Source organism: Nostoc foliaceum FACHB-393 (assembly GCF_014698505.1).
GTDB lineage: Bacteria > Cyanobacteriota > Cyanobacteriia > Cyanobacteriales > Nostocaceae > Nostoc > Nostoc foliaceum_A.
The window spans coordinates 139,689-157,920 of sequence record NZ_JACJTD010000016.1; the positions used below are offsets into that span (position 1 = coordinate 139,689).

Annotated in this window: 13 protein-coding genes; 6 read left to right on the top strand and 7 right to left on the bottom strand. The window is 41.7% G+C overall.

From position 1 onward, the window contains the following. Positions 1 to 66: 66 nt before the first annotated feature. Positions 67 to 1,782 carry a fasciclin domain-containing protein gene (locus H6G92_RS15540; protein ID WP_190894546.1) on the bottom strand — a complete coding sequence of 572 codons (1,716 nt, stop codon included), beginning with the start codon at positions 1,780 to 1,782 and terminating at the stop codon, positions 67 to 69. 1,150 nt (positions 1,783 to 2,932) lie between these two features. Beyond that, a complete protein-coding gene (locus H6G92_RS15545) occupies positions 2,933 to 6,190 on the bottom strand; it encodes a PAS domain-containing protein (protein WP_190894547.1) in 3,258 nt (1,085 codons plus the stop codon). Positions 6,191 to 6,401: 211 nt separating this feature from the next. On the opposite strand from H6G92_RS15545, the gene H6G92_RS15550 reads away from it, so the two are divergent. Then, positions 6,402 to 6,827: a hypothetical protein gene (locus tag H6G92_RS15550; RefSeq protein WP_190894548.1), complete on the top strand. Its 426-nt coding sequence runs from the start codon at positions 6,402 to 6,404 to the stop codon at positions 6,825 to 6,827. A 155-nt stretch (positions 6,828 to 6,982) separates the two neighbouring features. Here H6G92_RS15550 and H6G92_RS15555 read toward each other — a convergent pair whose 3' ends face one another. Next, positions 6,983 to 8,191 (bottom strand): NupC/NupG family nucleoside CNT transporter, encoded by a 1,209-nt coding sequence (locus H6G92_RS15555; RefSeq protein WP_190894549.1) that lies wholly within the window; start codon positions 8,189 to 8,191, stop codon positions 6,983 to 6,985. 121 nt (positions 8,192 to 8,312) lie between these two features. On the opposite strand from H6G92_RS15555, the gene H6G92_RS41135 reads away from it, so the two are divergent. Further along, on the top strand, positions 8,313 to 8,411 hold the full coding sequence (locus H6G92_RS41135; RefSeq protein WP_390625445.1) for a hypothetical protein: 99 nt from the start codon (positions 8,313 to 8,315) through the stop codon (positions 8,409 to 8,411). 2 nt (positions 8,412 to 8,413) lie between these two features. Here H6G92_RS41135 and H6G92_RS15560 read toward each other — a convergent pair whose 3' ends face one another. The 4 genes from H6G92_RS15560 to H6G92_RS15575 form a co-directional block, all read right to left on the bottom strand. Then, positions 8,414 to 9,271, bottom strand: coding sequence for a hypothetical protein (locus tag H6G92_RS15560; RefSeq protein WP_190894550.1), 858 nt, complete (start codon positions 9,269 to 9,271; stop codon positions 8,414 to 8,416). A 131-nt stretch (positions 9,272 to 9,402) separates the two neighbouring features. Beyond that, complete coding sequence (locus tag H6G92_RS15565; protein ID WP_190894551.1) at positions 9,403 to 11,670, bottom strand: caspase, EACC1-associated type; 2,268 nt, start codon at positions 11,668 to 11,670, stop codon at positions 9,403 to 9,405. 57 nt (positions 11,671 to 11,727) lie between these two features. Further along, positions 11,728 to 12,108, bottom strand: a complete 381-nt coding sequence (locus H6G92_RS15570; protein ID WP_190894552.1) for a hypothetical protein — start codon at positions 12,106 to 12,108, stop codon at positions 11,728 to 11,730. Positions 12,109 to 12,719: 611 nt separating this feature from the next. Beyond that, positions 12,720 to 14,120 carry an amidohydrolase gene (locus tag H6G92_RS15575; RefSeq protein WP_190894553.1) on the bottom strand — a complete coding sequence of 467 codons (1,401 nt, stop codon included), beginning with the start codon at positions 14,118 to 14,120 and terminating at the stop codon, positions 12,720 to 12,722. Positions 14,121 to 14,201: 81 nt separating this feature from the next. Between H6G92_RS15575 and H6G92_RS15580 the strand changes: the two genes are divergently transcribed. From H6G92_RS15580 to H6G92_RS15595, 4 genes are all read left to right on the top strand, one after another. Then, positions 14,202 to 14,981 (top strand): cysteine hydrolase family protein, encoded by a 780-nt coding sequence (locus H6G92_RS15580; RefSeq protein WP_190894554.1) that lies wholly within the window; start codon positions 14,202 to 14,204, stop codon positions 14,979 to 14,981. 152 nt (positions 14,982 to 15,133) lie between these two features. Further along, a complete protein-coding gene (locus H6G92_RS15585; RefSeq protein ID WP_190894555.1) occupies positions 15,134 to 15,589 on the top strand; it encodes a cupin domain-containing protein in 456 nt (151 codons plus the stop codon). Between the two features lie 420 nt (positions 15,590 to 16,009). Further along, entirely contained in the window at positions 16,010 to 17,671 is a 1,662-nt protein-coding gene (locus tag H6G92_RS15590; protein WP_190894556.1) for an ISL3 family transposase, read from the top strand. A gap of 51 nt (positions 17,672 to 17,722) precedes the next feature. Further along, the gene (locus H6G92_RS15595; protein WP_190894557.1) at positions 17,723 to 18,073 is read left to right on the top strand and encodes a four helix bundle protein; all 351 of its coding nucleotides are present in this window, start codon (positions 17,723 to 17,725) and stop codon (positions 18,071 to 18,073) included. Positions 18,074 to 18,232: the final 159 nt, after the last annotated feature.

Genomic DNA, 18,232 nt, shown 5'->3' on the forward strand with positions numbered 1-18,232 from the left:
ATTTGAAAAGGCTTTTAGCTTAAGTTGACACCAATGATATCTGTTCGCCCCTAATGCGTTTTCTACTTAGAAGTTGTAACCAAGTCCAAATAGTAGCCCTACATCAGTTTGATCCATAAAAGCAGCATTTACAGCACCTGTCACCGTAAATCTGTTAGCTATAGGAATGTCTACACCACCAGTTAGCAGTAAGCCAAAATCAGTGTCGAGATTAGCTTCGATGGCTACGCCAGCACCCACATAAGGAGATATAGCGAACGTTTGTTCACCCACTGCACCTGCTGTGCGGGGAGAAAAATCTAAAGTCAAGGGAACCAAAAATATTGTATCGCCACCAAACAGCACCGATGGCCGCACTGATATGTTACGTGTCAGACCAATTTTGCTGATCACTGCAAAGTTGCCATCGCTCACAGCTGTATCATTACCGCTCAAACCAATATTACCAGCAACACCGATATAGCTAGGCCCACCAAGAGTGGTTCTACCTGGCGTAACATCAGGCGTTGTACCATTTGTGGTTCCTGTTGGTGGTTGATTTAACTGACTGATGTTAATATCAGGCGGGATCAGGACTTGGTTAATTGCATGGATAACACCATTGCTAGCTTGGACATCCGCCTGAATAACTCTGGCATTATTTACCGCGACTTGATTGTTAGCGCGATCAATTTGAATATTTACAGGGCTTTCTTCATAGGTTTTCAGTTCTCCAGCCGAGAGTTGACTAGCAGTTACTGCACCAGGAACCACATGATATCTCAAAATCTTAATCAATGCTTCTCTGTTCTCTGGTTGCTGCAACTGTTGTAGGGTAGCAGCAGGTAAAGCAGCAAATGCTTCATCGGTGGGAGCAAAAACTGTATAAGGGCCAGGCTGTTGCAAAATATCTGCTAAACCAGCTGTCTTTAATAAAGAAGTCAGAGTTGTCAAAGAAGTACTGGATGCAGCAAGAGAAACAATATCGCTACCTGTTTGGGTACCGCCAGTAGTTCCACCGACAATATATTGAGTAGCTGGAAGATTGCTAGCAATGGGTTGCACCCGTCCCTGTCTAGCCAAAGCTTGATATAAAAGTGCGGCAGCTTCAGCACGAGTCAGGGGCTGTTGCGGATTGAGTTGTTTTACATCTGGATAATTAACAACAATATTAGATTGTGTTGCTATTGTCACACTATTAACAGCATAGTTTGGGATAGCTGAAGCGTCGTTGTAGTAGGTGCTGAGGTCAGTGCTGGTTCCAGTGGTGCTAGCAGTTAAACCCAAACCATTCGTTAAAGCAACGATCGCCTGTACCTTGGGTATTTGTTGATTTGGCGAAAACACATTCCCAGGATAGCCTGCCAGAAATCCGGTTTCGTAGGCGTACTGAATTGCAGAAGCCGCCCAGTAGCCAGCAGGGACATCACTAAATCCGCCTGCGGTTAATTGCCGAACTCGGTTTTGGTTAGGGAAAGCTTTTTGAAGTAGGGCGGCAAACTCGGCACGAGTCACAGCTTGATTCGGCCGAAAGCTGCCATCAGGAAAGCCAGTAATCACGTTATTGTCAGCTAGGACTTGAATGAAGGGACGCGCCCAATAATCTGAGGAAACATCAGACAAGTTAACTGTTGAAGTAGGCGATGGTGTTGCAGATGGTGTTGCAGGTGATGGTGTCGTAGATGGAACAGTATTTTGAGATGAAGCTGGGGCAGAAATTACGATGGGGGTTATTGTAGCAGCTGTCATTCCCAGAACTAGTAAAGCAACCCTTGCTGATGACCAACGAAAGAAACTAAACATAGAAATATCCTCTCTTCAAATTCTTGGATTGACTATTGGAAAATACTGGATGCAACGTTAAGTGAATACAAATATCGAGATGATTGTTTGGTTTGCCTCGATATGGAAACCACAAATACAACCATTAACTCTGTAAAATTAAAATGTTGGACATTATGAGTAGCTGCTCTGATATCTCATAACTCATATTTATCCAAATGCTCACCACACATATAAAACTCCTATTTGATTTTTAAAGAAACGCAGATAACACTAATAAGCATAAGCAGGTGTATTGTAGTAACATGCTATGTTGCAAAAATAAAGATAGTTATTGCAAATATGCGGTTTTATCAGTTCTAAAATCGCAGCCAAGCAGTAAAAAAATTGGCTTTTAATAGCCGTCTCTTTATAATTGCCCAGGAGGGTTAACGCCGTCAAGCTCAATGCATCATCATATTGAGCAACATTTAAAAAATGAAATGTGTCTTGGCGATATACCTGATTATTAAGCTTTGATCCAAATAATACAACTAACTAATGGCTGGATTTCAAAGAAAGACTTTCACTCTTTAGATAGTTGTCTGTGATGGAAAATTTTAAAATACTAAACTGGAAATTAGCGATCGCAATCAAAAATTTGGGGCATGATTTCGTCAAGTTTTTTGCCTAGTGTTTATTTTTTTGCAAAAGACAATTTCATGAAAATGAAGCCACGGATAAACTAGGATTTTTGAAAGGTGGCTAATCTGTGTCAATCTTGCTCATAACTCCTCTGGAGGTAGGGCAATAAATCCGCTTTTGACTCCACGCTAGAACACCAATTCAGTAATCCTGGAAGAACCTCTCCCCCAACCCCTCTCCGCATCGGAGAGGGGAATTTGGCTCCCCCTTCCCTGCTAGGGAAGGGGGCTGGGGGGTTAGGTTTTTGATTACTGAATCGATGCTCTAGGAGCTACGCATTGATAAGAAATACGAAATATAGCGCTTCTCGGTTGAGTCCAAGCCCCTTAAGAGCTAGCGTTGGGGAGTAAAATTCAAAGCTTCTCTCCTTTTAGGAGAGAGGTTTAGAGAGAGGTCAAAGTGTATTGCTTCCATTCGAGAACCGCTATATAGGTGATTTAAAAAACCATATCTGTCGTTCGCATTTTGAGCCAGTCAGAAGCATTACTTAGTCTTGACCCAGCAAATCTGCAATTGAGGTTAGTAATTCAGTTGGTTGTACTGGTTTAGCAAGGTGTTTCTGGAAACCAGCTGCTAAGACTCGATCGCGATCGCTTTCTCCAGCATAGGCGGTAAGAGCGATCGCAGGAATTTCCCCTCCCTCCTCCTTTGGCATTGCTCTGATGACCCTAATCAGGTTGTAGCCATCCATCTCTGGCATTCCTAAATCACTGATTAATAGATTAGGTACAGTCTGGGCGATGAAAGCCAGCGCCTCTGTTGCCGATGCTGCAACAGTTGTCAGCGCTCCATTCTGTTGTAGCAAGAAGTGCAAAAACTCCCGTGTGTCAGCATCATCATCAACAATCAATATCCGTAGTCCGCTAAGAAGTGACGAGTTAAATTTCTCCCCCACTCCTCCACTCCCCTGCTCCACTGCTCCTCTGTTCCTCTGCTCCCTCGCTTCCCCACCCTCCTTCATCAGAGGCAGCCTAACAGTAAAAATTGCTCCCTGTCCAATTCCCGGACTATCTGCTGTTACAGCCCCACCATGCAACTCTACCAAGTGACGAACTATTGCCAATCCCAGTCCCAGACCACCAAATTTTCTGGTTGTGCTGCTATCGGCTTGGCGAAAATATTCAAATACGTGGGGTAGGAATTCAGGCGAAATACCTAGTCCTGTGTCTTTAACTTGAATCAGTGCTGAGTGGGAAGCCAATTCCCGACTCAATGATAGGCTGACTTCCACTGAACCATTCGGGGGAGTGAACTTGACAGCGTTCGAGAGTAAATTCCCCACAACTTGCTGTAAGCGATAATAATCGCCTAACACTTTGCCAACATTGGGGTCAAGCTGTATTTTTAACTGGATGGATTTGGTTTCTGCTGTTAACCGGACTGTTTCTGATGCAGCATCAATTACAGATACCAGGTTAACAACAGCAAAAGTCAGATTCAATTTACCGCGAATAATTCGGGAAACATCCAGCAACTCATCAATTAATTGAATCTGCAATTGAGCATTTCTTTCAATGGTTTCTAAAGCACGATTTGTAGTAGCTTCATCAAATTTGCGACTTTTGAGTAGCGATGACCAACCAAGAATCGGGTTAAGGGGCGATCGCAATTCATGGGAGAGAATAGCAAGAAACTCATCTTTGTTGCGGTTTGCCTGTTTGAGTTCCTCTGCTTGTTGTCTAAGTGCCTTTTCTAATTGCTTCCTGGGGGTTAGGTCAAGAATAAAACAGATCCAAGATGCCGGATCTCGCTCCACTAAAGCACCACCAATTAGTATGGGAATACGGGAACCATCCTTGCGGATGTATTCTTTTTCATAGGGTGTACATACCCCAACCGTTAAAAGTTGCTCTATCCCTTGCTCATCAAGAACATGATATTCAGGCGGGGTAATATTTTTTCTGCGTACTTGGCCCGCCAAGAGTTCCTCTCGGCTATAACCCACCATTTCTAAAAAAGCCTCGTTCGCCTCAGTAATGTAATTAGGAGTGGCGAACATAATGCCAATAATGTTGGAATCAACTAATCGTCTTAATTGAGTTTCGCGCTGGCGCAAATTATTTTCTGCCTGTTTGCGCTGGGTAATATCCTGGGCAGTACCCATCAAGCGTACTGCATTACCCTCGGCATCGTAAAAGACACGACCTTTAGCAGCAATCCAATGAATGCTACCATCAGACCAAACGCTGCGGTATTCTATGTCACACTCAACCTTTTCTTCAAAAGAGCGAGCGATCGCTTCATGGATGCGTTGACGATCTTCTGGATGTATACAGTTGAGGAAAATCTCATAGCCCATTTCAGCTTCTGGGGACAGTCCAAACAACTGCTTACATTTCTCTGTCCAAATTAACTCCTTGGTGGACATATTCCAAAACCACATACCCAGTTCCGCAGCGGTAGTGGCCAACCGAATCCGTTCTTCACTCTCGCGCAGGTTTGTTTCAATTTGTTGGCGTTCGTGCAGCGCAGCTTGCTGTTCAGTAATATCATTACTAGCACCAACTACCCTAATTACCTGACCATTTGCATCCCTGACAGCAAACCCCTGGTCTTGTACCCACAAATAGCGACCATCCTTGTGACGAATTCGATACTCGATGCTATAACGGTTTCCAGCAAGCATACTAGCCATGAACTGGTCATTAACTATTTGTTGGTCATCGGGATGGATGCGTTCTTGCCACCATTCGGAGGTGGGTTCAGCTTCTTGTTGTGTGTAGCCAAAAACCTGGGTTAAACCCTGAGTTCTCTCCACCGTATTTGTATGAACATCCCAGTCGTAAATTAGGCAATTAACCGCCGCTGCTGCTAGCTCAAATCTTTCGTTACTTTGCCGCAGGGAAATTTCTATGTGTCGTCGCTCTGTAATATCAAAAGCGGTTCCCAAAAGATATTGCGGTAATCCCTCAGCAGTTCTGCTGTATAAAGTGTCATAGCTACAAAACCAGCGCCACTCTCCATTAGCGTGTCGAATTCGGTATTCAAAGCTGATGACTTCGCCCTGAGGAGCAGAATTAAATTTTTCAAAATAGCTAGGGAGTCTAGCCAAATCTTCAGGGTGTAGAAGTTGGGTAAATAACTCCTTTCCCATTGCCTGGATTTCTGCTGGTGTGTAGCCCCAACCTTGAGTAATCTGGTAATTAACGTAAGAATTTCGTTGCTCAATTAGGTCATAAATATAAAGTATCCCCGGAAGAGTGCCAGCAATTTGTTGAAGCAGAAGTTGACTATCCCACGCTGGCTTAAATTCATCTGTATCAACTAGTTGAGTATTTTGAGCATAGCTAGAGTTTTCCTCAAGCTGCGCGTGCTTAGATTCTGTAATATCCGAAAAATTTGTAACGATCGCGTAGGGAGTGCTTTCTCCAGCTTGGAATAGAGGTTGTGAAGACAACAATAGCCAGACTAGTTCACCATTTGGCTTATAAAAGCCACACACTACATTCAAGCAAGGTTTACCTGTTTTGCAGGCAACGATCGCTGGGTGAGTCTCACTGGGCAAAGGAGAACCATCTTCATGAATAAATTGCCACTTGGAATTGAGCAAATTTTGCCCTACAAGCTGTTCTGCGGTCAGTCCCAGAATGCGAGCGCAAGTTGCACTGCAAGCCTGGATAGTGCCATCAGCTAACTGAAGCACCATTCCCTCTTCTACCAGCGAATAATTTGCTTTGTTACTAACTTGCCGATTCAGCAGCTTCTCATTAGCCAGCTGGTTTTGGGACTTTTCCGCGTCTGGCATTCTAAAAAGATAAATAAATTTAAATAAGATTCAGCGGCTCATACTTACATAAATTTTAGGGCAATTTCTTCCAACTTTAGGCTGAATATAGTTGATTAGCGAATTGGCATTATGGCTGGGGACTTAAGGTGTTTCAGTTAATCTAGTTTTAGAGTATCTGAACTGTACAAAAGTTGATTATGTGGATGCAACCTTTACAGGAGATGAGATCGTGAGTAATTTGGGTAAGAAAAGATTGGAAGCTGTTTTAGCGATCGCTACTTACTCTATTGGTAACGCTACTGCTTCAGCTGCACCAACCCCTGGCGGAGAAATTTCCAAACAAATTGTGTTAACTGCGTCTGATGTGGCTATGTACACCACTATCTGGAAAATCTATTTTCAAGAAGATTTATCCAATCAAGGAGTTTTAGATATGTTGGCAGAGTTGGGTTTAGTCACCCTTGCTGCCACTGGAACTGCTTATATTGTTGGCAAAATCACTACAGCGATCGCCTGTGAGATCACAGACTGGCTAGGCCCGGTGGGATGGGTTGTTGCAGCAGCAATTGCTACTTCTATCACTGGTTTATTTACTGCTACATGGGCACTCTATTGCGATCGCGTTTATTCTCAAAGAAAACCTCAACCAATTTAACTTTAAGCTGTTAAGCATTTAATTTGCACATTGAGATCGCAAGGGGGCAGGGAGCAAGGGAGAGGATTTGCAGCTTTTATTACCATGAAAATGATGCAATTTAAATGTCGATTAGCTTACTTCAGCAAAAGTTGCTGTCCAGATCCCCGATTTCTTCAAATCAACACCCCAGCAATACAAGCGGTGATAAAACCCGCTAACAATCCGCCAATCATTGACCTTACACCCATGCGAGCTAAATCATGCTGGCGATGAGGTGCTATCCCAGCAATGCCGCCAATGGTAATTCCTATTGAACCTATATTTGCAAAATTACATAAGGCATAGGTCGCAATAATTACTGCACGTTGGGAAATTTTACCGCTTTCGATTAGTGCCTTTAAATCCAAAAAAGCAATAAAGTCATTCAAAATTGTCTTTGTACCTAATAAAGCTCCAACTTGCCGACAATCAGCCCAAGGTACGCCCATCAGCCACGCCACGGGAGCCATAACAAAAGACAAAATCCACTGTAATGACAGTTGCTGTAAGCCCACAAATGCCCCCAACCATCCCAGCAGTGCATTGAGAGCAGCTAATAATCCCAAAAAGGCAATAATCATCACCCCAACATTAACTGCTAGCTTCACGCCGTCAATTGCTCCGGTAGTAGCAGCATCAATTACATTTACATAATTGGTTTTTAGATCCACTTTTGCTTTACCAGCCGTCTCTGATATTTCTGTTTCTGGATACAATAATTTTGATACCACCAACGATGTGGGAGCAGTCATAAAAAAAGCAGCAATCAGGTGTTCTGCGGGTATCCCAAAGGAAAGATATGCCCCTAGAACTCCACCCGCAATTGTGGCAAAACCACCCGTCATCAAGGCATGAAGTTCGGATTGCGTCATCTTCGCTATATATGGTTTAACCATCAGCGCCGACTCTGTTGGCCCCAAAAAGATGTTACCTGCACAGGATAAAGATTCAGAACCCGATGTTTTCATTGTCTTCATCATTACCCACGCCATCACGTTTACAACTCGCTGTAAAATGCCGTAGTAATACAAGACGCTGACGAAGGCAGAAAAAAAGATAATTGTCGGCAGCACTTGGAAGGCAAAGAAATGATCCTTAAAATTTTCTCCAAAGACAAATTTTGCACCCACATCAGAAAATGCTAAAAATTGGCTGATAAAATCTCCTAGGGATTTAAACACATTGAAACCCCAAGGAGTTTTAAGAATCACCAGCGCAAACACAAATTCCAACCCCAAGCCCCACGCCACTAAGCGCCAACGCACTGCTTGACGATTAACAGAGAAGGCGTAAGATATACCAATAAAAACTAAAATTCCCAATGCAGAAATGGCACGTTCCATAATGACTCCCGGAAATGTATCGCTAAGGCACATGGTCACAGAGCATACACAAAAATCCGCGTGTTTTTATGGTTTTGTAGTCAATTACTAGAGTTTTGATGGTGTAAAGAAGGATTTAGCGATCGCACACCAAATTATTGTAGAAAAACATGGCGGCACTCTGGAAGTTAATTCTGTACAGGGAGAGGGTACAGAGTTTGTAATTCAAATTCCGATTTAAAATTATCCCTCCTGGCGCGGGTAGCCAAAGCTGAGATGGCTGCCAATAAGTGTGTAGAAGTCATTTGGCGCGTGTGCAGCACCCCCTGCACAACCCGGAACCTTACACTTATCGCTAACAATTTGGGCGACTTTGTAAAGCTTGGTAGTGTGTGGTGCCATGTCCCATCCTTCGCCACCATAGCTGCTTGTGGTTTTTTCAATATTATGCAAAACAATCACTTCCAGCCGCCAACCATTGATTTTGCACTCGCCCAAGCGATAAATTTTAGATAATGCCGGATCTGATAAAGCTAGACGTAATTCTCTTTCTATTTGCGTGAAATCAGGCTTTTCTGGCTTCATCTGCAAGTAAGCAAGCAGTTCTGCGGCTGATGTGCCAGTTCTAAAAAACACTGGTGCATAACCGTCTCCTCCAGAAACGACTCTCCAATCAACTAAGGTGAGTTGTGGTGATTGCGCCAGCGCCACAATCAGTGAAGTGTCAGCTTGGTTATCTGTGCCAGTTATGCCACCATAACCAGACTCAATGCCAAAATTGCGATCGCAAACACCAATAATTTGCCAGACATAGTGTGCAACAGTAACTATAGGTTCATCTCTTTGTATACCCGACATAACTTCAGCATAGTTGCTCTGGTCAACATACAAATCGTAAGAACCTGGAGTATTGGAGTTTCCACATGGTGCATTGATTAATTTGCCAACAAAGTGGCAGTGTTTAAAGCCAGACAGTGGATGCTGGCGCACCATAGCAGTAAGGCGTTCAGCATCAGACGGAGCAAAAGTGGCACTGAAGTAGTAATGAGGGCCTTGGCCGCACTCTTTGATTTCCCAGAACCAATCCTGAAATGTACTCATCTATAAAGGCACACACAACGAAATAAGACCAAGATAACTGGTGGCAGATAACATTAAACACCCAGGATATAACCTCTAGGCGATCGGGTTCTGTTTCTCCATATTGGCTCTACAAGCAGCACTTCTCAGAATTACTTTCCTAATATCTGCTTTCTTAAAAACTCACTTTTCTCTTGAGATAAACGATAAATTGTAGGTTCTGCCTTTCCAATTATATGACCTTGTACATAGCTAATACCTAATTTTTTCAATTGATTTAGTGTAACTGGTGAATTTTCATCTAATCCCTCAACAATTATACTTGCTGGGTTTAGTGGATTCGTTGTTGCAACTATTTTTTGAACAAACTCGATAATAACATTAACGGGTTCTTGATAAAGAATTTCACGGTCAATTTTTACATAAGGTGGATTAAGTCCTGCTAATCGAGAGACTGACGCATAACCAACTCCAAAATCATCAATGCCAAATTTAATTTTTAACTCTTGAACATATTTAGACAATCTAATTTTAAATGTATCTAAAGGAGATTTAAGCTTCACTCCATCCTGATAAATTGGCAAATCAGTTTTTTCGGAAATTTCTAAAATTAGTTTTTTGGCTGTAATGTGATTGCTTGTTCCTTCTTTAACAATCTCACGAACCGTCTCAAAATAGGCGGTTCGCATCAGAGACTCTGGATACACATTCACTGATAGAGGAAGTATTTCATGGGATCTACTTTGTTTTGCTTCAATTAATGCTCGTCTATAGCTATCAGCCGCCAGATTGAGAAGAACTTGGTCTAACTCAATTGTAAATTTACGTCCCCATAACTCAGCAGCATAGAATAGATCAACAGGAGCTATCAAGCTATCTGGATCACGAGCAAGAGCTTCCCAACCGCTAATTGAAAATGTATCTAAGTCAAGAATAGGTTCAAAATATATAACAATTTTAGCTAGACGATCGCAAAAAAGATTAAACCTTTTCTCATAGAAAGAAAAAGGAACAAAGCCATAATTCTTTTTCAAATTGTCAAGAATTGTTGCTTCAACTCTTGTAGGTTGGAGATATAATTCCTGGCTAGCTTCATAGAAACTAGATATGATTGTACAGTAAGCATCGCTAAGTAAATAAGAATCTTTTAATAAACCACAGACTAATATAAATTCATTATCTAAGGTATCTAAAGGTATCAATATAAAAGCTTTAGATGCTGATTCTTGCTCATCATAATGAATTCTATAAATCCCCTGATGATCTGAAGTAAAAATAGAGTTAATTGGAATATTAGAAAGAATTTTGTTTTTGAGAATATTCGCATAAGCATCATCATCAATAATTTCACTAAAATTGCTTTGTGCCTTTATATTCCAAGTATTTTGATTTTCGACGCGATGCATTACAAACACTAAGTCTGCATCCGAAGTTTGTCTAATAACTTCAAGAATAAAATTTTGAACTGTAGCTGGTCTATCTCCATTGTTATGAGATAAATATTTAACAGAATATTCTCCTAATCGTTCAGCTAATCTGCTAATAAAGGATTCAAAAGGTTGTAATAAGCTTGGGATAGGATTATAGTACCTAGTATTACTTAGCTTTTTAGAGTATTCTAATTTAATTTCTCCGATGTGAATCTTGGTCTGAATTGTTTCTAAAACTGGAATGGGCATAGATTTTGCTTTCGCTAATATGATTTCAAAGCCCTTATCTCTGAGGACAATGATTTTAGGAGTCATACTAGGAAGAACTTCTCTGATTTTGCTAGTAGCATACTCATGAAGCTCTAATATTGATACTTGTCCATCTTTATTAAGATCGCCTGTTCCTGTTTCTATGCCTTCTACTAAATAACGAGTATAGACAGATAGTTCTGAACCTTGTTGTTCAAAAGCATACTCAGTAGAACTAGAGGATGTCAGAACCACTCTTCCTTCTGAACCTAGTTGTCCTTGTAAATCAACGGAATCGTCATTCTTAGTAGATAGGCTTGGATCGAATGCTCCACTAAAACAGCAATCGAGTATGATTACCTGCCGCTTCGCACGGCTACGTTTCATTACTTCATGAATAAAGGTTGCAGGGACAGCAGTTGACCGTACTAATTCTCCCTTTGGGGTTTTCTTTGTTGCGCGAGTTGCAAAGTATAAATTACCAGTGTCATCCTTAATACCATGCCCAGAAAAATAGAAAAGTATTAAATCTTCTTTAGTTCGCTCTGAGAAAAGTGCTTCAATTTCATACTGCATTGTCTGGGGATCAGGATTTTTTAAACTCTTTAGCTCGTTAAAATCTCCCATGTCAGGGTCTTGTAAAACCCGACGTAATGCTTCGATATCTTTCGTTGCGGCTGGTAGAGGGCTTAATCCAGGTTCGTATTCATCGACTCCAATTAACAATGCTATTTTTGCCATTTTAATATCTTTAACTTCTGGTAAAAAACAAAATTATTTACTATTTTTCTAGTCTTTTTATTTATCTGCTATAAATTCTTGAGCAGCTTTAATAGCAAGTTCTAATTCTTCTCGACTATGAGCAGATACTTTCAATTTCTTGCCATTTGCCTCTACTTCTAGCTGAATAGACTTTCCGCCAAGACGATCACCCAAAAACCTAAATAATTTTTTTGTATTATCTACATTGAATTCTGCTGTTAACATTCCTACTAAAAAACCACCTAAAGCTTTATTGCCTTCTGGAGGATTGGGATCGTGTACACGAGCAACATTTTCTATTTCATCCATCTCTTTCAGTTCAGCTATGAACCATTGAACCTGCTCATCTTGCTCTGTAGGTTCTAAATTTAGATCGTTGAAATTGAACGTAAGTCTTACATTAGATTTATTCGTCATTCTTTTTTGCCTTATTCTATTCATTTATAAGGGGTTGTTTGAAAAGTGTTTCCCTGTGACTTGAGGCACTTTTAGATCCCCCTCAACCCACGCCAAGGGAGAAGACCGCGCTGGCTCCCCTTAAAAAAGGGTAAACCGGAGTCAAAGTCCTCCTTTTCAAGAGGGATTTAGAGGAATATAAAACTTTTGATACCGACTAGGGGACTTTTCAAACATCTTCTAAGGGTAAGGGGGATCTACGTAATTGCTTTTTTATGAGAGATTGTAGGTCATTGATATTACCTGATCAAGGTTGGTATCAAAAATTATACAATTTAATTCTAGCTTGACCATAACCCGGATTTCTCACTTGTGAGAAAAATCATTTACATAACCTGGATGACAGATGATTTTTTTGATACATCACTAGCTTATATTCAAGAACAGAAGCACACTACGCATGAATCCTACATAAATAGATAAATAAAGCACAATTTATGAACTTATACGGAAATTATAATGATGTAGAAATAAAATTAAGCAGGTCAAAATTAGGCTTGAAAAAAACTAGAAGCAGAGGGACTGCTTGAATTAATACAATTTTTAACTCTGCTTCAGTTACGATCGCAGTTTCACAACCCCATAACCGTCCGATAATGAGTCTCTATTTGCGCGACGGTTTCAGACTTGCGTTTTGTCTCCCATTGACTACGATTAAATAATTCTTGTCGTAATTCATCAACGTTAATTGTGGTAATTTTGCCATTAGCAACAATTTGCTTACCATTTACCCAAGCACTATCTACAACATTACTAGGACGACCTAAAACTAGCAAACCAATAGGATCTGTACGGGGTAATAATGATAAATTGGTGAGATCATAAAGTACCAAATCGGCTTGTTTACCTACAGTTAAAGAACCGAGTTTATCTGCTATATTTAGCCCCTTTGCACCTCCCAAAGATGCCATCTCCACTGCTTGTCTGGGCGTAATCCAGTGTTGATAATCTGAGTCTGTAACATTGTGCAAGATAGAACCCATTTTGATGGCTTCTAGCAAATCTTGAGAGTCATTACTAGAAGCACCATCACAACCAAAAGTTACATTTACTCCAGCTTGGCGATATTTTAAAATTGGGGCGATGCCACTACCTAAACGCAGATTACTTAAGGGATTATGGACGACTGTAGATTGAGTTTCGGACAGGATGGCGATATCAGCATCATTTAACCAAACGCAATGGGCAAGTGAAGTACGATCGCTCAAAAACCCGATTCGTTTCAAATGTTCCACAGCAGTACAACCGTACTTTTCTTGAGCGAGTTTTTCCTGTGCCCTGGTTTCGAGTAAATGGGAGTGACGACAAAGATTATAGCGATCGCTTAACTCAGTACACCCCTCAAATAAAGCATCAGTACACAATTGTATCCCTGTTGGTGCAACTAAAATATTTACACCCTCATCTGGGCGATGAAATTGCCTTACCGCCTCTTCGATGATTTCCAAAGTTGCCGCAGTTGAGCGAAAATAAGGCTGATGAGTTTGGGTTGATTCCCCGGATGGCATACCTGCGGTAAGGGATTCATCTTGAATTAAGGGGGCGATAAAGGCGCGAATTCCCACTTCTCTATAAGCGCGAGTCGCAATGGCGATCGTTTCTAACTCAAGTCTGGGAATTAACACTAGATGATCTACCACACTCGTCCCGCCGGAAAGTAAGGTTTCCACCGCCGTTCCCAAAGCGCTGAGATAAACCTGTTCGGGATCGAGGGGGGCAAAATCATAAAGTTCCGCCAACCATAACTCTAAAGGAAACGTTGACATGATTCCTCGCTGCCACATTTCTGATGAGTGGGTGTGGGCGTTGAAAAAGCCAGGTAGCAGGAGCTTATTTTTGCCATCTATGGCAGTGCCAATTACTTGTAGATTGGGGGCGATCGCTGCAATCGCACCATCTACAATCTGTACATCTACCGTTGCATAATCATCACTGACGGCAATCAAAACATTTTGAATGGTGAAATTTTCCATATTTAACCTTGATTAAGTAATTGTATTTTGAACTGAATTTCAAGTTACAAAATAGAAAATGGTGTTGGGTATTGCAATTTTATGAATTTACCATTACGGACATTGGGAGTTCCACCAAATGCGTGGACAGTGAATGATGCGATCGCAGATATCACTCGTCCCCAAAAGACCCCACAACCCGTTATTTTATCAACAGAAACTAAAACCCTGCGCCTAGACTTAGCAAAAGCTGCTATCCTCGTCATTGATATGCAAAACGACTTCTGTCACCCTGACGGCTGGTTAGCACATATCGGCGTGGACGTAACTCCAGCGCGTCAGCCTATTGAACCTTTGAACAACTTACTTCCAGAACTGCGTGAGGCTGGTGTTCCGGTAATTTGGATAAATTGGGGAAATCGTCCCGACTTGCTTAATATTAGTGCTGGTTCGCGTCACGTCTATAACCCCACAGGGGAGGGTGTGGGATTGGGCGATCCACTGCCAAGCAATGGTGCTAGAGTACTCATGGCAGGTAGTTGGGCCGCAGCAGTAGTAGACGAACTAGAACAAATTCCTGAAGATATTCGTGTGGACAAATACCGCATGAGTGGATTTTGGGATACGCCATTAGATAGTATCTTGCGGAATCTGGGAAGGACAACATTATTTTTTGCTGGTGTTAATGCTGATCAATGTGTACTCACTACGTTATGTGATGCCAACTTCTTAGGATATGACTGCGTGTTAGTTAAAGACTGTACCGCTACCACTTCTCCTGAATATTGTTGGCTAGCGACATTGTACAATGTCAAACAATGCTTCGGTTTTGTCACTGACTCGCAAGAGATTTTAACAGCGCTGCAAAAGGGTGAGGGGTGAGGAGTTAGGAGAGACGCGATTAATCTCGTCTGTACAGGAGTTAAGAGTAATTAGTGATTTTGTGATTTAGAGATACAACTAACAACTCAATATTCAAGACTCGGATTTTAGGAATTTCCGTACCCATCGATAACTTCAGAGGGGATAAATAAATGTACGCTACTCGTTGTGTAATTCCGGTTATCAAATCTACCAAAGATTACCAAGTATATCGCATCAGTCCCAACGACTCTAATCGATTAGCAATTATTTTCGATTCGACAAATGCTAATACTTCCTTGACTTGCTGCATAGAAATTTTTGATGTTGGTGGACAAACACCGCCAAATCGCCATCAGTGGGCGGTAGAAATGTTTTTTGTCCTCAAAGGGGAAGCGATCGCTATGTGTGACGGCAAGAGTGCCATGATCAAAGCTGGAGATAGTTTATTAGTGCCTCCCACCGGTACTCATTTGATTAAAAATACTGGTTCTACTCGCTTGTACACGTTGACTGTTATGGTTCCCAATGAAGACTTTTCGGAATTGATTCGCAGTGGGATTCCAACGGAGTTAGATGAAGAAGATATGGCAGTACTAGGGAGATTCGATACTTTGATGCCCTGTTAGAATAATTCGTAATTCGTAATGACGTTCCTGTGTCGCTAACGTAATTCGTACTCACATCTGTCATGCTTCCCAAATGCACCAGTTTACGTCATTTTCAAAAATACAGCATTTGCGATCGCCTACAGCGAGCGGGTACGCCATCGAACTGCCGAATATGGACTGCTATAGCAATCTTAAATCATTCGTGAGAAACAATATCCCCGATAACTTTTACGAAGTCGGGGATCTGCGGGTTGCAATCCTCACAAATCAAATAGGATTGCTATATTTATGGGTTCTTGGCAACTTTTGGTGATCATGAAAGGTTACGCGCTTTAAGGCAGAAGGCAGAGGGCAGAAGGCAGAAGGAGGGAAAAAAAGAAGGAGGAAGGGATACAATTGAATTACTAACTTCAAACTTCACTCCATCAAACTTTTGGTATGGAATTGCTATACCACCTGTTACCTGACACAACAAACCTTCAACTGAAGAGATGGCAATTTGACAAAGTACAAGGGACGATTACGTTGATTGTCTCTGCGGTGCAAACTGTCATTAATTGCCCAGTTTGTAACCACCCAACTCACCGAATTCATAGCCGCTACGAACGTAAGTTAACAGACCTGCCCTGGGCTGATTACAGTATTACCATACAGTTACGGGTGCGAAAGTTTTTTTGCATTAACACTTTATGTAAACGGCGCATTTTTACCGAAAGGCTGACAAGTGTAACCGCACCAAGGGCTAGAAGGACTCTGCGTTTAGCGCAACGACTGAGTGCAATTGGTTTATCTCTGGGCGGTGCAGCAGGGGTAAGACTCTCAGAGCATTTGGGGGTAACAGCTTCTCGTAACACGCTATTAAAATTAGTCCGCTCAATCCCACTTTTGCCAATCGTAACGCCACAGATTCTTGGGGTAGACGACTTTTGTTTTCGTAAATGCAAAACTTACGGTACAGCATTGATTGACCTGGAACGTAGCCGACCAATCGCTCTACTTAAAGACGCAAAAGCTGAAACCTTAGCAGAATGGTTAAAAGCTCACCCTGGTATCAAAATCGTCTCACGAGATCGGTCAAAAACTTATGAAAGTGGTATTCGCCAAGGAGCGCCAGAAGCCATTCAGGTTGCAGACCGTTTTCACTTATTACAGAACTTAGCTGAAACACTTAACGAAGTTTTCGCTACACATCATCAAGCTCTCAAAACCGTCGATGAAGCATACAGTCTTTCATCAGTAACCCAAACAGACGGTACTGTAGTTGTGCGAGTACCACGGCCAACCCGTGAACAACAGGCACTACAATTAGCAGAACAAAGCCGTGCCAGACGACTTGCTATACATCAGCAAGTTTGGGATTTACATCACCAAGGTTGGAGTGGAAAAGCCATAGCTCGTCAAGTTGGGATTGGTGTAACAAGTGTATTTCGTTATTTACGTACTTCCACTTTGCCAGAACCAACTAGACGAAGAAGCCGAGGTCGAAGTATCTTAGTTCCGTACCATGAATATATCCTTAAACGCTGGAATGAAGGTTGTCACGAAGGCTTAATTTTATTTAAGGAAATTCAAAAACTAGGTTACAAGGGTAGTTATGATACTGTAGCTCGATACATACGACGTATCCGTACTGTCCAAAAAATCAAGCCAAGAAAACGGTATTCGGTTAAGTCTTTACCAAAAGTCGCTCAACCCAAGAAACTTTGTCTTACACCTCGTCGTGCAGTATGGCTAGTGCTGCGGAAACCAGAGTCGCAACAGCCAGAAGACGAGGAATTGCTTGCGCTACTAACAGCACAACATCCAGATTTAGCTGAAGCTATTCAGTTATCGCAAGGCTTTACCTGCATTGTGCGCCAACGGCAGCATTCACAACTTGATCCTTGGCTCACTCAAGCTCTCATGAGCAATCTGACTGCTTTTCGTCGCTTTGCTAAACGATTGCGTGAAGACTACGACGCAGTGAAGGCGGGTGTAACTATGTCAGTTAGTAATGGCCCCGTTGAAGGGCATATTAATCGACTGAAAATGTTAAAACGACAGATGTATGGTCGCGCCAAGATAGACCTACTTGAGCGACGATTTTTGTTGGCTACCTGAAGGATAAGGTTTCACACTTTAAACTTTTTGCTATTAACTTCAAACTTAATTATGAGCTATAGAAATCAGTTCATTTGGCAAAGAGCAGTTCAACTTGCCATCAATTGCTATAAATTTACACGCCTATTTCCTCAATCAGAATTGTATGGCTTAACCAGCCAAATTCGACGTTCTTCTGTATCTGTAGCATCTAATATAGCAGAAGGCTATGGAAGACGCTCAAAGCCAGAATACATACAGTTTTTACATATTGCTTTAGGCTCTTTGAGAGAGCTAGATACGCAATTAATCATTGCAAGAGTTGTAGAGTTAGCTGACAAAAACCTTTTCACTCCTCTATTGAATGAGGTTGAGGAAATGCAAAGTATATTAGTTGCTAGCTTAAACAAACTCAAAGCTTGAATTTATTATTTCCTTCTTTCTCCTTCTGCCTTCTGACTTGAAAATCAAACTTCGGCTTAAATCCAACAAGGATATGTGGCTGAAGTCATTGAATGGCGACACAGCCGAAACAAAATATTGATTACAGGTTTAAATTGCGACCGGAACAGGTTCAACACT

What these genes read in the sequence shown, in the direction of transcription:
- H6G92_RS15540 (WP_190894546.1), bottom strand. Translation starts at nt 1,782, where the DNA reads ATGTTTAGTTTCTTTCGTTGGTCATCAGCAAGGGTTGCTTTACTAGTT.
- H6G92_RS15545 (WP_190894547.1), bottom strand. Translation starts at nt 6,190, where the DNA reads ATGCCAGACGCGGAAAAGTCCCAAAACCAGCTGGCTAATGAGAAGCTG.
- H6G92_RS15555 (WP_190894549.1), bottom strand. Translation starts at nt 8,191, where the DNA reads ATGGAACGTGCCATTTCTGCATTGGGAATTTTAGTTTTTATTGGTATA.
- H6G92_RS15560 (WP_190894550.1), bottom strand. Translation starts at nt 9,271, where the DNA reads ATGAGTACATTTCAGGATTGGTTCTGGGAAATCAAAGAGTGCGGCCAA.
- H6G92_RS15565 (WP_190894551.1), bottom strand. Translation starts at nt 11,670, where the DNA reads ATGGCAAAAATAGCATTGTTAATTGGAGTCGATGAATACGAACCTGGA.
- H6G92_RS15570 (WP_190894552.1), bottom strand. Translation starts at nt 12,108, where the DNA reads ATGACGAATAAATCTAATGTAAGACTTACGTTCAATTTCAACGATCTA.
- H6G92_RS15575 (WP_190894553.1), bottom strand. Translation starts at nt 14,120, where the DNA reads ATGGAAAATTTCACCATTCAAAATGTTTTGATTGCCGTCAGTGATGAT.
- H6G92_RS15580 (WP_190894554.1), top strand. Translation starts at nt 14,202, where the DNA reads ATGAATTTACCATTACGGACATTGGGAGTTCCACCAAATGCGTGGACA.
- H6G92_RS15585 (WP_190894555.1), top strand. Translation starts at nt 15,134, where the DNA reads ATGTACGCTACTCGTTGTGTAATTCCGGTTATCAAATCTACCAAAGAT.
- H6G92_RS15590 (WP_190894556.1), top strand. Translation starts at nt 16,010, where the DNA reads ATGGAATTGCTATACCACCTGTTACCTGACACAACAAACCTTCAACTG.
- H6G92_RS15595 (WP_190894557.1), top strand. Translation starts at nt 17,723, where the DNA reads ATGAGCTATAGAAATCAGTTCATTTGGCAAAGAGCAGTTCAACTTGCC.